Source organism: Nakamurella sp., from assembly GCF_044224575.1.
Lineage (GTDB): Bacteria > Actinomycetota > Actinomycetes > Mycobacteriales > Nakamurellaceae > Nakamurella.
Genome location: NZ_JBGAKE010000015.1, coordinates 66,177 through 80,949, shown reverse-complemented (window position 1 = coordinate 80,949; position 14,773 = coordinate 66,177). Strand labels below are relative to the sequence as shown.

The following is a 14,773-nucleotide window of genomic DNA, read 5'->3' as shown; positions in this document are numbered from 1 at the left end:
GTGGCGCGGTGAATCAAAACGACGAATCCCTGGTGATCCGGGTCGAGGATCGGTTGGGCCGCATCACGCTGAACCGGCCGCGGCAGATCAACGCGCTGACCATGCCGATGATCGACGGCATCCGCGCCGCGCTGGCCGGCTGGGTCGACGACCCCGAGGTCGCCGTGGTGCTGATCGACGGGGCCGGGGAGCGCGGGCTGTGCGCCGGCGCGGACATCCGGGCGCTGCGCCAGTCGATCCTGGACGGCACGGACGGCGCAATGGGGTTCCTGGCCGACGAATACGACATGAACGCGACCCTCGCCGAATATCCCAAGCCGATCGTCGCCTACCAGCGGGGCATCACCTTCGGCGGCGGCCTCGGGGTGTCGGCGCACTGCTCGGTGCGGCTGGTCTCCGAGGATTCGTCGCTCGCCATGCCCGAGACGCTGATCGGATTGTGGCCGGATGTCGGCATCCTGCATCTGCTCGCCCGGTCACCCGGGCAGGTCGGCGTGCACGCAGCCCTGACCGGCGCCCGGCTCGATGCGGGAGATGCGATCCGGGCGGGCCTGGCGGACCACTTCGTACCGGCCGCCGGCCTGGCCGCGGTGACCGAATCGCTGCGCAGCGGGGTGGTGCCGCCATTCGGCGCCTCGCCGCCGGGACAGCTGGCCGGCGCGTCCTGGATCGATGAGTGCTACATCGGCGACGACGCCGAGCGGATCCTGCTGGCGCTGCTCGAGCACCCGGACCCGGCCGCGCGCGAGGCCGGCCGGACCCTCGCCGGGATGGCGCCGACATCGGTGAAGGTGACCTTGCGAGCGGTCCGAGCCGCCCGGTCGATGACCTTGCGGGAGGTGCTCGATCAGGATCTGCGGTTGGCCCGGCACTTCCTGAGCCGTCCCGACCTGCCGGAGGGTATCCGGGCCCAGGTGGTGGACAAGGATCGGAACCCGCAATGGCAGCCGGCGCGGCTCGTCGACGTCACCGACGCCGACGTTTCCGCGTTCTTCACCTGATCGAGCGACTCCGGCAGTGCTTGCCTCAGCCGGCCAGTTCGGCGATCGCCGGGTGACCGGGTGCGACCCGGACGGTCGCGGCGGTGATGCCGGCCTGCTTCATCAGCTTGCGCACGTCGTCCCGCTGGTCGGGCGTCATGACGGTGATCACCGTGCCCGCCGCGCCGGCCCGCGCCGTGCGACCGGACCGGTGCAGGTAGGCCTTGTGCTCGACCGGCGGGTCCAGGTGCACGACCAGCTCGACGTCGTCGACGTGGATGCCGCGAGCGGCGATGTCCGTGGCCACCAGCACCCGCGCGGCACCCGAGGAGAACGCCGCGAGGTTGCGCTCCCGAGCGTTCTGGGACAGGTTTCCGTGCAGGTCGACCGCCGGAGTCCCGTTCTTGGTCAGCGCGGCCGCCCACTTCTTCGCGCCGTGCTTGGTACGGGTGAACAGCAGCCGGCGGCCGGTGCCGCGGGCCATTTCGCGGATGACGGCGGTGCGGTCGGCGGCGTCGACGGCGAAGATGTGGTGCTCCATCGCCTCGACCGGCGAGGTCTCGTCATCGACGGCGTGCAGGATCGGGTCGGACAGGAACTCCTTGACCAGCACGGAGATGCCGTTGTCCAGAGTGGCCGAGAACAGCAGCCGCTGGCCGACCTTGGGGGTGGCCCGCAGCAGCCGGCGGACGACCGGCAGGAAGCCCAGGTCGGCCATGTGGTCGGCCTCGTCCAGCACGGTGACCTCGATGCCGCTCAGGTCGCAGGCGCGCTGATTGACCAGGTCCTCCAGCCGGCCCGGGCAGGCGATGACGATGTCGACGCCGCCGCGCAGCGCCGCGGTCTGGTTGCCGTAGCCGACGCCGCCGAAGACGACCATCGTGCGCAGCCCGGCCGCCTTGGCCAGCGGGTCGACCGTGCGGGCGACCTGCAGGGCGAGTTCCCGGGTGGGCAGCAGGATCAGGCCGCGCGGGCGGTTGGGCGTGCGCCGTCCGCCGGTCAACCGGGCGACCAGCGGGATGGCGAAGGCGATGGTCTTGCCGGAGCCGGTCTTGCCCCGGCCGAGCACGTCCCGCCCGGCCAGCGTGGCCGGCAGCGTGGCGGCCTGGATCGGGAAGGGCGAGGGCGCGCCGAGCGCGGTCAGCGCGGGCAGCAACGTCGCCGGCACGCCCAGCTCGGCAAACCCGGTGGACGGGCCGGTCGGGGCCGGCTCGACGGCGGGCATCGCCGCCGCGGCGGCGGCCGGCGAGGCGGCGCTCACGGAACCGGCAACGGCGGGGCCGGCCGGACGGGTCGAGCGACGGGAGCGGGTGGCCGGCTGATCGGTGCGCGGGGCGCGGTCGGTGCGCGGTGCCCGGTCGCTGCGCGGTGCCTGGCCGGTACGGGGGGCCTGGTCACTGCGGGGGGCCTGGGCGCCGGCGGTCGAGCCGTTGCCACCGCGACCGGAGCGACGCCGGCGACGTGGCTGGCCGGACGGGGCGGAATCGGACTGCGGGCGCGCGGAAGTAGAAGTAGTCATGAAGATGTGGTCATTCCCATCGGTTCGGTGAGGCTGGAGTGGCCGCGGTGCTGGCCGACTCGCAGATCCGGGAACCGGTGCGGAGTAGAGGAACGCCGGAGAGGCATTCACAGCAACGACCTGGACGGCCTGAACAGGCCGGTCCGTTGACCACCCTACGTGACCGGGGGCGTCCCGCCGCACACAGTCGGCAAGATCACCCCCGGTCCGGGTCGGGGCCGGCCGTCACTCGGCCGTGACGGCCCCGGCGAACTGCGCGTTGTACAGGTCGGCGTACGCCCCACCGCGCTGCAGCAGCTCATCGTGCGTGCCCTGCTGCACGATCGCTCCCGCCTCCATCACCAGGATCAGGTCGGCGTCCCGGATGGTGGACAACCGGTGCGCGATGACGAAGCTGGTGCGGTCGGCGCGCAACGCCGCCATCGCGTGCTGGACCAGCACCTCGGTGCGGGTGTCCACCGAGCTGGTCGCCTCGTCCAGGATGAGCAGCGCCGGGTCGGCCAGGAACGCCCGGGCGATGGTCAGCAGCTGCTTCTCGCCGGCTGAGATGTTGCTGCCCTCGTCGTCGATGAGCGTGTCGTACCCGTCCGGCAGGGAGTGCACGAACCGGTCGACGTAGGTCGCCTGGGCCGCCTGCAGGATCTCCTCCTCGCTGGCGTCGGGCCGGCCGTAGGCGATGTTGTCCCGGATGGTGCCGGCGAACAGCCAGGTGTCCTGCAACACCATCCCGATCCGGGACCGCAGGTCGGCCCGGGTCATCGCCGAGATGTCCACCCCGTCCAAGGTGATCCGGCCGGCGTCCAGCTCGTAGAACCGCATGATCAGGTTGACCAGGGTGGTCTTGCCCGCCCCCGTCGGACCGACGATGGCCACCGTCTGGCCGGGCGCCGCGACCAGGGACAGGTCGTCGATCAGCGGCTTGTCGGCCGCGTAGCGGAACGAGACGTCCTCGAACTCGACCCGGCCGCGGGAGTCCTGCACGGTCTGCGGCGCGTCCGGATCGGGGGTCTGCTCCTCGGCGTCCAGGAACTCGAAGACCCGCTCGGCCGACGCGATACCCGATTGCAGCACGTTGGCCATCGACGCCAGCTGGGTCAGTGGCTGGGTGAACTGCCGCGAGTACTGGATGAACGCCTGCACGTCACCCAGCGACATGGTGCCCGAGGCCACCCGCAGGCCGCCGACCACGGCGATCGCCACGTACGTCAGGTTCCCGATGAACATCATCGACGGCATGATCGTGCCCGAGATGAACTGGGCCCCGAAGCTGGCCCGGTAGAGCTCGTCGTTCTTGGCGTCGAACGCCTTCTCGGCGTCGGCCTGGCGGCCGAACACCTTGACCAGGCTGTGCCCGGTGTAGGTCTCCTCGACCCGGGCGTTGAGCTCGCCGGTGGAGCGCCACTGCACGATGAACTTGGGCTGCGACCGCTTGGCGATCTGCTGGGTGACGATCAGCGACAGCGGCACCGCGACCAGCGCCACCAGGGCCAGCAGCGGCGAGATGACGACCATCATCACCAGCACCCCGACCACCGTCAGCACCGAGGTCAACGCCTGCGACAGGGTCTGCTGCAGCGTCTGCGAGATGTTGTCGATGTCGTTGGTGACCCGGGAGAGCACCTCGCCGCGCTGGTGCCGGTCCAGGTAGCTCAGCGGCAGCCGGTTCAGCTTGCCCTCGATCTCCGCGCGCAGCTCCAGAATGGTGCGCTGCACCACGCCGTTGAGGATGTAACCCTGCAGGTAGCCGAACACCGACGACAGGATGTACAGGGCCAGCACGATCATCAGGGTCCGGGCCAGGGCGGTGAAGTCGATGCCCACCCCGGGCGTGACGTCCATCGCCGAGAGCATGTCCGCGAACGTGCTGTTGCCGGCCAGGCGGGCACCGTCGATGGCCTGTTCCTTGGTGATGCCCGCGGGCAACTGCCGTCCGACGATGCCGTCGAAGATGATGTTGGTCGCGTTGCCCAGGATCTTCGGGCCGATCACCGCGAACATCACGCTGCCCACGCCGAGCAGGAAGACCAGGACCAGCCCGATCCGCTCGCCCCGCATCCGGCGCAGCAGCCGCCGCAGCGATGGGCCGAAGTTCAGCGACTTCTCGGCCGGCATGCCCATGCCGCCGAACATCGGGCCGCCCCCGCCGGGACCGCGCCGGGGCGGGGGTCCGAAGGCCGGCCGCTGCGGCGCCGCGCCGCTCGCGGGTGCCGTCTTCTCCGTCGTCATGCCCCCGCCTTTCCTGGGCGCATCGCCAGTTCCGTTGTCATGCCGATACCTCCGCGGCGAGCTGCGACTGCACGATCTCCACGAAGGTCGGGCAGGAAGACATCAACTCGTCGTACCGGCCGATACCCACCGCCCGGCCGTCCTCGAGGACGACGATCTGGTCGGCGTCGGCGATGGTGGAGACCCGCTGGGCGACGATGATCACCGTCCGGTCGGTGGTCAGCGGCCGGAGGGCCGCCCGCAGCCGCGCGTCGGTGGCCAGGTCGAGGGCCGAGAACGAGTCGTCGAACAGGAAGATCTCCGGATCGGCCACCACCGCCCGGGCGATGGCCAACCGCTGCCGTTGCCCGCCGGACACGTTCGTCCCGCCCTGGGTGATCGGCGATTCCAACCCGTCCGGCATGGCCGCGACGAAGTCCATCGCCTGGGCGATGGTCAGGGCGTGCCAGAGCTGCTCGTCGGTCGCGTCGGGGTTGCCGTACCGCAGGTTGGACGCGACGGTGCCGCTGAACAGGAACGGCTTCTGCGGGACCAAGCCGATGCGGTCCCAGAGTTCCTCCGCGTCGAAGTCGCGCACGTCGACCCCGTCGACCCGCACGGCACCGCCGGTGGCGTCGAACAGGCGCGGGATCAGCGACAGCAGGGTGGTCTTGCCGGCGCCGGTGGAGCCGATGATCGCGGTGGTGGTGCCCGGCCGGGCGGTCAGCGAGATGCCGCACAGCACCGGGTCGCTGGCCCCCGGGTAGATGAAGTCCACCTCGTCGAGGACGACCTCGCCCGCCCGGCGCTCGGGGATCACGGCCCGCGCCGGCGGCCGCACCGACGACTCGGTGTTCAGCACGGCGCTGATCCGGTCCGCGCTCACCGAGGCCCGCGGCACCATGACCACCATGAAGGTGGCCATCATCACCGAGAACAGGATCTGCATGAGGTAGTTCAGGAACGCGATCAGCGCGCCGATCTCGATGTCACCCTGGTCCACCCGGTGCGACCCGAACCACAGCACCGCGACGCTGGACACGTTCACCACCAGCATGACCACCGGGAACATCAACGCCATCAGCCGGCCCGCGCGCAGCGCGCTGTCGGTCAGCTCGGCGTTGGCCGTGGCGAACCGCTTGGTCTCCAGCGGCTCCCGGACGAACGCCCGGACGACCCGGACGCCGGCGATCTGCTCGCGCAGCACCCGGTTGACCACGTCCAGCCGGGCCTGCATCCGCCGGAAGTGCGGGATCATCCGCACGACGATCAGCCCGATCGCGATCACCAGCACCGGGATGCAGACGACCAGCAGCCAGGACAGCCCGAGATCGGTGCGGATGGCCATGAAGATGCCGCCGATGCACATGATCGGCGCCGAGACCATCAGGGTGCAGGTCATCAGCACCAGCATCTGGACCTGCTGGACGTCGTTGGTATTGCGGGTGATCAGGGACGGCGCGCCGAACAGGGCAACCTCGCGGTCGGAGAACGAGCCGACCTGATGGAACAGCGCGGCCCGCAGGTCGCGACCGAAGGCCATCGCCGTCCGGGCGCCGAAGTAGACGGCCACGATGGTGCAGACGATCTGCAGCACCGTGATCCCCAACATGATGCCGCCGGTGGAGACGATGAAGCCGGTGTCGCCCTTGGCCACGCCGTCGTCGATGATCTCGGCGTTCAGGGCCGGCAGGTAGAGGTTCGCGATGGTGGCGATGAGCTGGAACAGCACCACGATGAGCAGCGGGCCGGTGTACGGGCGCAGGTGGGTGCGCAGGAGAGCGAGCAGCATCACATCACTCCGACTTCTTCGGTGCGGGCTACGTCATTGATGACTGGGTCGGCGGCGAAATCTGAGCGCGGCCGGCCGGAATCCGGGTGCACGCCGATGCCGTGCAGCAGCAGGTCGACGATCTCCTGGGTGGACAGCACCTGACCGTCGGTGATGGCCGGGTGCGCGCTGGAGAAGGTGACCAACCGGAACATCCGGACGGCCTCGATCGGCGGGAGGCGGAGCCGATCACGGTACGGGACCAGCAGGTCGGCCAGGACGTCGTTGGCCCGGGACAGGTCCGGGCGCGCCGCCGGCGCGTACTTGGACCGGTCGCGGGAATTGCCGGGCGGCCCGCCGATCCGCAACATCCACATGATCTGCCAGACGCTCTCCAGGCGCTGCCGCATGGCGTCGACGGCCTGCCGCAGGATGCCTTCGAGGCTCTGCCCCGGGTCGATCCGGCGGAGCGCCTCGACATAGGGCGCGGGGTCGAGGACCTGCGCGACGACGGCCCGGATGACGGCGTCCTTGTCCGGGAAGACACGGAAGATGGTGCCCTCGGCGATGCCGGCGGCCTCGGCGATCTCCTTGCTGGTCACCGCGGCGCCATGGTCACAGACGAGCGGCGTCGCGGCGGCGATGATCGCGGCCCGACGCTCGTCGGGGGGCATCGGCGCGGCCCGGCCGGTAGGTGGTGGTGTCACGGGCCGGAACAGTAGCTGAGTGAGCACTCACTCACAAGTGCATTTCGCTTCAGGCGTCGAGGGCCGGGTCGTGGCGGTGTGCGGAAGGTCGGCCGGGCTGGGGGCGGCGGATGTTCCGCAGCTGGGATGGGGACGGAAGGTCCCGCCGGGTCGTGGCGGTGTGCGGAAGGTCCGCCGGGCTGGGTGCGGCGGATGTTCCGCAGCTGGGATGGGGACGGAAGGTCCCGCCGGGTCGTGGCGGTGTGCGGAAGGTCGGCCGGGCTGGGGGCAGCGGATGTTCCGCGGTCAGGCGAGCCGGCCTGGGTGGCCCGGCCGTCAGCCGGCCGAGGTGGCCCGGCCGTTCAGGTAGCGGATGACGGCGATGACCCGGCGGTGCTCGTCCGGGTCCGGGGGCAGTCCGAGGGTCTGGAAGATCAGCGCGATGCTCCGCGCGACCGCTTTCTCGGTGACCACCAGCTGGCGGGCGATGCGGGCATTGCTGTAGCCCTGGGCCATCAGTTCCAGCACCTCGACCCGACGTGGAGTCAAGGACGCAAGAGCAGTGTCCCCTCCGCTGTCGCGGTTGTCCCGAACCTCCCGCCGGACCATCGCCGAGATCACCTCCGGGTCGATCGCCGACCCGCCGGCGGCGACCCGGCGCACCGAGTCGAGGAACTCGTCCAGATTCATCACCCGCCGTTTGAGCAGGTATCCGACGCCGTCGGCGCCGTCGGCGAGCAGGTCGGCGGCGCCCGCGGTGTCGACGTGTTGGGAGAGCACGACGATCCGGGTGCCGGGGTGCGCGCGGCGGATCTGCCGGGCCGCGGCCAGGCCCTCGTCGGTGAAGCTGGGTGGCATCCGGATGTCGGTGACGACCAGCTCCGGGCGGTGCGCCGCGACCTTGCCGATCAGGTCGTCGTGGCTGCCGGCCAGCGCGACGACTTCGTATCCCTCGTCGCCGAGGATCCGGGCGATGCCCTCGCGGAGCAGCACCTCGTCCTCGGCGATGATCACGCGCATGCGAACTCCGCCCGCAGGGTGGTGCCCCGGCCGGGTCCGGGGCGGAGCGTCACCGTACCGTCGAGCGCGGCGACGCGGTCGGCCAGGCTGCGCAGGCCGAAGCCCGGCTCGCCGGAACCCGGACCCACCCCGTCGTCGGTGACGTCGACCTCGAGCCGGCCGCCGGTGATCCGCACGCCGATCCAGATCCGGCTGGCCGCCCCGTGTTTGACTGCATTGGTCAGTGCCTCGGCCACGACGAAGTAGCCGGTCGATTCGACCTCGGCCGGCAGCCGACGGATCCCGGGGTCGATACGCACCTCGACCGGCACCGGGATGCCCTCGGCGAGCACCGCAATCGCGGCCGGCAGGCCCCGCTCGGTCAGCGTGCCCGGCATGATCCCGTGCACCAGCGACCGCAGGTCGTCCAGGAGAAGGCGAAGCTGCTCGCTCACCGTCCCTGAGACCTGGCGGACGAAGCCCGGGTCGTCGGCGCGCCGGCCGATCCGCTGCGCCTCGATGCCGATCAGCACGATCCGCTGCTGGGGTCCGTCGTGCAGGTCGCGGGCGATCCGTCGACGTTCGCCGTCGGCGGCGACCACGATCCGCCGGCGGGAATCGCGGAGCTGGTCGGCGGCCGCATCGAGCTGGCGGACGGCCGCCCGCAGATCGACCACCAGCCGGCGATGGTCCATGGCCAGCGCCAATGGTGCGGTCGCCCCCGTGACCAGGGCGGGGTCGGCGATCAGGGAGCGGTCGTAGGACAGGCCGCCGACGGGCGCCCCTGCCGGGCCGATGGGACACCATCCCCGGGATCCGGTGCGCTCGGCGGCCGGGTCGACGGGACGACCGTCACCGGCGACCAGCCCGCCGTCGACCGTCCACCGGACCCGGGCGCTCGGGTCGCCGAGGGCGCGGACGGCCAGCGCGTCGAGCAGTTCGGGCTCGGCCGAGGCATCGGCGATGCCCAGGGCCAGCTCTTCGAGCTCGCCGGCCCGGCCGAACGCCCCGCCGAGCATGCCGACCACGAACGCGGCCGGCAGGATCGACACCGCGGCCACCTGGGCCAGCACGGCCAGGTCCGCCGCGTCCGGTTCCGGATCGAAGTGCAGCACGAACAGTGAGCCGACGACGACCGCCAGCATCAGGCAGCCGGCCAGGATGAACGGCGCCAGATGCCGCCGCACCGGGGGAGGTGCGGTCGCCAGGCGGCGGCTGACCAGCACGAACGCCGCCACCAGGGTGATCAGTCCGAGACCGGCCTGCACGTTCCACAGGGTGTCGGCCGCGTCCGGGTCGAGCAGCCGCTGCGGGTACTGCAGGCCGAGGGCGACCGCGTAGCCGGCCGCGACAGTGATCCGCGCGGGCCGGCCGTCGAGCCGGCCGGACGGGTAGGCCAGCAGCAGGTGGATCAGCATCGCCAGCGGCAGGGACTCGGTGACCTGACCGACGAACCGCAGCGCCGGCAGGTCGTCGTCGCTCATGCCGGCCACCAGGAGCCCCGCGGCGACGGCCACCATCAGCCGACCCGTCCGGTTGTGCGGGCGACGCCGCCAGGCGACCAGGCCGGTGACGGTGTACGCGGCGACGGCGATGGCATCGAGGACCGACGCCGCCGACACCGCGGCGGTGGACGGGACCGCCAGTTCGACCAGGACCAGCAAGGACATCAGCGCCGCGATCCCCAGCAGGGCATCGCGAAGTCCGGCGCCCGGGATCACCCGCTCGGTGGTCGTGCCGCTCGCTCGTGACATGGAATCAGGATCGCCGCCCCGACCATCGCGCGCCGCCGCGACACCCCGCGCCCACGGTGTGGTGCAGGCACCACATGCAGTGTGGCGTGCGGTCCATCGAAATGGGCCGCCGGCGAACATATTGTTTTCTCAGCACCCCGGGGAAATGGTTCGGAACAGAATCCCCAGGCGGTGCCGAATCACCGGAAACAGCCAATTCAAGTCGCGGCCCCGGCTGCGCACAATCGAAAGGAATGACCATGTCCACCACTCGCAAGATTGCCCTGCGCATCGTCTCACCCGTGCTGATCGCCGCCGCCTTCGCCGGTCTGGCCGGGGTGTCCGAGGCGGCCGCCGCCCCCGCCCAGCAGGCAACGGGGGTCGTCGCGGTCCGATCCGCGGCGATGACGGTCACCCGTGGCTACGACATCGTCAACGACAGCCAGTACGACGCCAAGGTGGTGGGGGTGAGCAACCCGGGGGCCGGTGACGCGGCGCCGGCGATCGGCTCGGTGATCAAGCCGGGTCAGTCCATGCACTACGAGAAGGTCTTCTACTTCATGAGTGCGAATGAGACCACCGTGCAGCTGGATTTCCTCAAGCCGGCCCGGGACGGCGGTGGCAAGGTGGCCAGCGCGGGTGTCCGGCTATACACCGAGACCATTGTCGGCACGGCACATTCCCTGGTCGACCAGTTCGAGGGCCGGGACAAGGTCACGGTCAGCCCGAATTTCAACACCATCACCATTTCGGACGCGACGGCGTCGACGGTCACCGTGAACGGCACCGACGCACAGACCCAGGCGGATGTGCTGAACCAGTTGTGCGGCTCCACCCGGGCCACCTGCACCTTCGAGCAGACCAAGGAACGGCAGCAGATCCGGCAGAAGGTCGTCGCCGGCGGCGGCTGGAACAGCCAAGTGGTGGCGCGCAAGCAGGGCTACGAGGCCATCGCCGTCGCCAGTGCCACCACCAACCTGGAGCTGACCGCGACGGTCAAGGTCACCGTGCTCAAGGCGGTCGAGACGACGATCTCGGCCAAGGCCGGGCAGAGTTGGACGTCGACCAAGACCGTGCGCGACACCGTGGAGATGTCCATCTCGCCGAAGCATTTCGGCTGGATCGTCGCCGACATGCCGATGTACCGGGACACCGGCACCTTCACCATCAAGTTGGGCACGACGACCTGGGTGCTCAATGACGTGAAGGTCGACAGCGTGGACAACAGCCGGGCGGTCCTCTACGGCACCGGCGAGCGTCCGATGACGGCCGAGGAACTGCACTACATGCCGGCGGAATTCGTGCCGGTGACGCCGGGCACGCCCCTGTCCACGCTGAAGTAGGCGGGACGAGGTGACGGACGGCGCACCGCCGATCCGTCACCGACCCGGCCCCGGACGCCAGGGAGCGACCGCGACCGATCACCCGGCCGAGTCGTCCGGTCTACGTTTCGTCACGATCGCAAACAAAAGAGGTTCCCGAGTATCGGCCGCGTCAGGTGTCAGGTTTACTGTGACCGCGTTCGCGACCAGAACACCCTTCCGCGTCGGACCGAGGCGAGGCAACGGCATGAGCACTGAGGGTTCGCAGCATCACGTCGGGGATGCCCTGCTGGGTCCCGATGGGCATCACCACCCGGAGAAGGACAAGGGCCTGGCCGGGGGTTCCGTCGGTCTGCTCGGCGGCACCGTCCTGGGGATTTCCAGTGTCGCGCCCGCCTACACGCTGACCGCGACGATCGGCCTGGTGGTCGCCGTCGCCGGGGTGAAGATGCCCATCATCTTCATCGCCGGCTTCATCCCGATGTTCTTCGCCGCCTACGCCTATCGGGAGTTCAACCGGGTCGACCCGGACTGCGGCACCTCGTTCACCTGGACCACCCGGGCGTTCGGCCCGTACGTCGGCTGGCTCGGTGGGTTCGTCGCCATCGTTGCGACCATCATCGTGCTGGCCAATCTGGCCGCGATCGGCGTGCAGTTCTTCTACCAACTGCTCGGCAGCGTGTTCAACAACCCCACGCTCGGGGCGATCTGGGACACGAACAAGGCGGTCAACATCGGGACGTGCCTGGTGTTCCTGGCGCTGGCCACCGCAATCGCCTATCGCGGTATCACCACCACCGAGAAGGTCCAGTTCGTGCTGGTCGGCTTCCAGCTCCTGGTGCTGGCCTGGTTTGTGGTCGCGGCGGTCACCAAGGCCGGTGGACCCGACGACCCGGATGGGCTGGCGTTCTCCTGGGACTGGTTGAACCCGTTCACCGGGCTGACGCTGTCTGCGTTCGTGGCCGGCCTCGGCGCGTCCATCTTCTCGTTCTGGGGTTGGGACACCGCCCTGACCATCAACGAGGAGTCGAAGGACTCGGACAAGACCCCTGGCCGGGCCGCCCTGCTGTGTGTGCTGTCGATCCTGCTCACCTATCTGCTGGTCTCGATCTCGGCGATGATGTACGCCGGTGTCGGCGACGGTGAATATGGCCTCGGCAATCCGGACAACGCGGAGAACGTGTTCGGCACGCTGGCCGAGCCGGTGATGGGCAACCCTTGGTACAACCTGCTGTTCCTGGCCGTGTTGGCCTCATCGGCGGCCAGCCTGATGACCACCTTCCTGCCCACCACCCGGACCATGCTGGGCATGGCGTCGTACCGGGCGCTGCCGGCCCGGTTCGCCAGCATCCACCCGAAGTTCAAGACCCCCGGCTTCAATACCATCGTCGCCGGCTGCATCGCGGGTGCCTTCTACACGATCCTGTTCCTGGTCTCCGAGGCAGTGCTGACCGACACGATCCTGTCGCTGGGCCTGATGATCTGTTTCTACTACGGGCTCACGGCCATCGGTTGTGTCTGGTACTTCCGGGCGGAGCTGTTCACCAGCTTCAACAATTTCATCTTCAAGTTCCTGCTGCCGCTGATCGGTGGCCTGGGGCTGTGGTTCGTCTTCTTCGTGACGCTCAAGGACAGCGCCAGTCCCGACTACGACGGCAGCGGGGTGGCCATCTTCGGCCTCGGTGTGGTGTTCGTGCTGGGTCTCGGTCTGATCCTGCTCGGGGTGGTGCTGATGTTCGTCATGCGGATGCGGGACAAGGCCTTCTTCCAGGGCCGGACGCTGAACCGGAACACCGCGACCCTGATCATCCCGGAGTAGCCTTCGCGACGGGTCGTTGACACCGTCGTCAGAAGGGACTCCGCGTCATGGGAACTGCGAAGATCGAAGAGGTCGAACCCGAGGACGTCGGGGTCAGCAGCGCCTACCTGGCCAACATCGACCGGTTGCAGCAGCGGTACCTGGCCGAGGATGCCTACCAGGGGTCGGTCGTGCTCGTCGCCCGGCACGGCAAGGTCTGCTACTTCAAGGGCTTCGGCAAGGCGGACGAGGTCGACGGCGAGATCATCCCGATGGCCACCGACAGCGTCTTCCGGCTGGCCTCGATGTCGAAGGTGGTCGCTGCGGTCGCCGTCATGCAGTTGTTCGAGCAGGGCCGGATCGCATTGCACGAACCGATTTCGACCTACCTGCCGGAGTTCGCGAACCCGAAGGTGGCCGTCGTCAAGGACTGGCAGATCACCCAATTGGCCTCGGCCGACCGGGAGATCACCATCCATGACCTGCTGACCATGACCGCCGGCATGACGAACACCTGGTGGTACCGGATGTTCGAGCCGCCGATCTACGGCGTGGTGCCCCAGCTGTACAAGGACGCCGGGCTGATGGACGACCTGAACGCGCCGCCGATCACGCTGCAGGAGAACATGGAGTTGCTGGCGTCGCTGCCGCTGATCGCGCAGCCCGGCACCATGTTCGACTACTCCAACAACAGCGTCGACACCCTGTGCCGGCTCGTCGAGGTGGTCGCGGAACAGGACTTCGACAGCTACCTGCGTGAGCACGTCTTCACCCCGCTGGGCATGCACGAGACCTGGTTCTTCCCGCCGGCGTCGGTGCGCGAGCGGATCGCCGCGGTGTACTGGGCCGGCCGGGACGAGCAGCAGGTCGGGGCGTCGCCGCTGGGCCACGGGATGCTCGGCCCCGATTACACCTTCAGTGAGCACCAGACCTACTTCAGTGGCGCCGGCGGGTTGCACGGTACGACCGCCGACTACTTCCGCTTCGCCCAGATGCTGCTCAACCGGGGTGAGCTGGACGGCGTCCGGGTGCTGAGCCCGACCTCGGTGCGGCTGATGACCACCAACCAGATCGGTGAGAAGCGGAACTGGCAGCTGACCCAGAACAAGTGGGGCTACATGGTGGACATCCAGGAGGGCGTCAACGCGCCCGCCGGGTCGATCCACTACCTCGGTGGCCCCGGCGCCTACAGCTGGCAGGGATTCTTCTCCACCAAGTTCGTCAACAACCCGGCCCAGGACACCGTCATCATGACCATGAGCACCCCCGGGTTCGACGGGGCCCTGCCGCACAACCTCCGGATCGTCGCCGCGGCCGCCGCGGCGGTGGTCGACTGACCCGCCCCGGCCCGGTCCTCGCCGGGCCGGCCCCGGCGCCCGTCCGGTCAGGCCGAGCGCGGCGCGTACATGATCACCGCGACGCCGACCAGGCAGATCGCGGCGCCGATCAGGTCCCAGCGGTCGGGGCGGAACTTGTCGACGACCATGCCCCAGGCCAGCGAGCCGGCGACGAACACCCCGCCGTAGGCGGCCAGGATGCGGCCGAAGTGGGCGTCCGGTTGGAGCGTGGCCACGAACCCGTACAGGCCGAGCGCGACGACGCCCGCGCCGATCCAGAGCAGCCCGCGGTGTTCGCGCACGCCCTGCCAGATCAGCCAGGCGCCACCGATCTCGGCCAGCGCGGCGACGACGAACAGCAGGATCGACTTGACCGGCGTCATGGTCAGGACGGTAGCCGGGTCTTGTTTCGGCCGGCGGTGA

Annotated in this window: 11 protein-coding genes; 4 read left to right on the top strand and 7 right to left on the bottom strand. The window is 69.7% G+C overall.

The genetic code is table 11. The features are described 5' to 3' along the window. Nucleotides 1-8 precede the first annotated feature (8 nt). Nucleotides 9-1,001 carry an enoyl-CoA hydratase/isomerase family protein gene (locus tag ACILSK_RS17195; protein WP_395728405.1) on the top strand — a complete coding sequence of 331 codons (993 nt, stop codon included), beginning with the start codon at nucleotides 9-11 and terminating at the stop codon, nucleotides 999-1,001. Nucleotides 1,002-1,026: 25 nt separating this feature from the next. Here ACILSK_RS17195 and ACILSK_RS17190 read toward each other — a convergent pair whose 3' ends face one another. The 6 genes from ACILSK_RS17190 to ACILSK_RS17165 form a co-directional block, all read right to left on the bottom strand. Further along, nucleotides 1,027-2,241, bottom strand: a complete 1,215-nt coding sequence (locus ACILSK_RS17190) for a DEAD/DEAH box helicase (protein ID WP_395728404.1) — start codon at nucleotides 2,239-2,241, stop codon at nucleotides 1,027-1,029. A gap of 483 nt (nucleotides 2,242-2,724) precedes the next feature. After that, on the bottom strand, nucleotides 2,725-4,725 hold the full coding sequence (locus ACILSK_RS17185; protein ID WP_395728403.1) for an ABC transporter ATP-binding protein: 2,001 nt from the start codon (nucleotides 4,723-4,725) through the stop codon (nucleotides 2,725-2,727). 37 nt (nucleotides 4,726-4,762) lie between these two features. Beyond that, a complete protein-coding gene (locus tag ACILSK_RS17180; RefSeq protein WP_395728402.1) occupies nucleotides 4,763-6,496 on the bottom strand; it encodes an ABC transporter ATP-binding protein in 1,734 nt (577 codons plus the stop codon). Beyond that, nucleotides 6,496-7,182: a TetR/AcrR family transcriptional regulator gene (locus ACILSK_RS17175; protein WP_395728401.1), complete on the bottom strand. Its 687-nt coding sequence runs from the start codon at nucleotides 7,180-7,182 to the stop codon at nucleotides 6,496-6,498. The genes ACILSK_RS17180 and ACILSK_RS17175 overlap by 1 nt, the downstream gene beginning before the upstream one ends. 315 nt (nucleotides 7,183-7,497) lie before the next feature. Beyond that, nucleotides 7,498-8,181, bottom strand: a complete 684-nt coding sequence (locus ACILSK_RS17170) for a response regulator (protein ID WP_395728400.1) — start codon at nucleotides 8,179-8,181, stop codon at nucleotides 7,498-7,500. Continuing rightward, nucleotides 8,172-9,914, bottom strand: coding sequence for a histidine kinase (locus ACILSK_RS17165; protein WP_395728399.1), 1,743 nt, complete (start codon nucleotides 9,912-9,914; stop codon nucleotides 8,172-8,174). Before ACILSK_RS17165 ends, ACILSK_RS17170 begins: the two co-directional genes overlap by 10 nt. 239 nt (nucleotides 9,915-10,153) lie before the next feature. On the opposite strand from ACILSK_RS17165, the gene ACILSK_RS17160 reads away from it, so the two are divergent. The 3 genes from ACILSK_RS17160 (at nucleotide 10,154) to ACILSK_RS17150 (ending at nucleotide 14,350) form a co-directional block, all read left to right on the top strand. Continuing rightward, entirely contained in the window at nucleotides 10,154-11,236 is a 1,083-nt protein-coding gene (locus ACILSK_RS17160) for a hypothetical protein (RefSeq protein WP_395728398.1), read from the top strand. 226 nt (nucleotides 11,237-11,462) lie between these two features. After that, on the top strand, nucleotides 11,463-13,034 hold the full coding sequence (locus ACILSK_RS17155) for an APC family permease (RefSeq protein WP_395728397.1): 1,572 nt from the start codon (nucleotides 11,463-11,465) through the stop codon (nucleotides 13,032-13,034). Nucleotides 13,035-13,081: 47 nt separating this feature from the next. Then, a complete protein-coding gene (locus ACILSK_RS17150; RefSeq protein WP_395728396.1) occupies nucleotides 13,082-14,350 on the top strand; it encodes a serine hydrolase domain-containing protein in 1,269 nt (422 codons plus the stop codon). Between the two features lie 47 nt (nucleotides 14,351-14,397). Here ACILSK_RS17150 and ACILSK_RS17145 read toward each other — a convergent pair whose 3' ends face one another. Continuing rightward, nucleotides 14,398-14,733: a YnfA family protein gene (locus tag ACILSK_RS17145; protein WP_395728395.1), complete on the bottom strand. Its 336-nt coding sequence runs from the start codon at nucleotides 14,731-14,733 to the stop codon at nucleotides 14,398-14,400. Between the last annotated feature and the right edge of the window lie 40 nt (nucleotides 14,734-14,773).

What these genes read in the sequence shown, in the direction of transcription:
- ACILSK_RS17180 (WP_395728402.1), bottom strand. Translation starts at nt 6,496, where the DNA reads ATGCTGCTCGCTCTCCTGCGCACCCACCTGCGCCCGTACACCGGCCCG.
- ACILSK_RS17145 (WP_395728395.1), bottom strand. Translation starts at nt 14,733, where the DNA reads ATGACGCCGGTCAAGTCGATCCTGCTGTTCGTCGTCGCCGCGCTGGCC.
- ACILSK_RS17170 (WP_395728400.1), bottom strand. Translation starts at nt 8,181, where the DNA reads ATGCGCGTGATCATCGCCGAGGACGAGGTGCTGCTCCGCGAGGGCATC.
- ACILSK_RS17155 (WP_395728397.1), top strand. Translation starts at nt 11,463, where the DNA reads ATGAGCACTGAGGGTTCGCAGCATCACGTCGGGGATGCCCTGCTGGGT.
- ACILSK_RS17160 (WP_395728398.1), top strand. Translation starts at nt 10,154, where the DNA reads ATGTCCACCACTCGCAAGATTGCCCTGCGCATCGTCTCACCCGTGCTG.
- ACILSK_RS17185 (WP_395728403.1), bottom strand. Translation starts at nt 4,725, where the DNA reads ATGACGACGGAGAAGACGGCACCCGCGAGCGGCGCGGCGCCGCAGCGG.
- ACILSK_RS17150 (WP_395728396.1), top strand. Translation starts at nt 13,082, where the DNA reads ATGGGAACTGCGAAGATCGAAGAGGTCGAACCCGAGGACGTCGGGGTC.
- ACILSK_RS17165 (WP_395728399.1), bottom strand. Translation starts at nt 9,914, where the DNA reads ATGTCACGAGCGAGCGGCACGACCACCGAGCGGGTGATCCCGGGCGCC.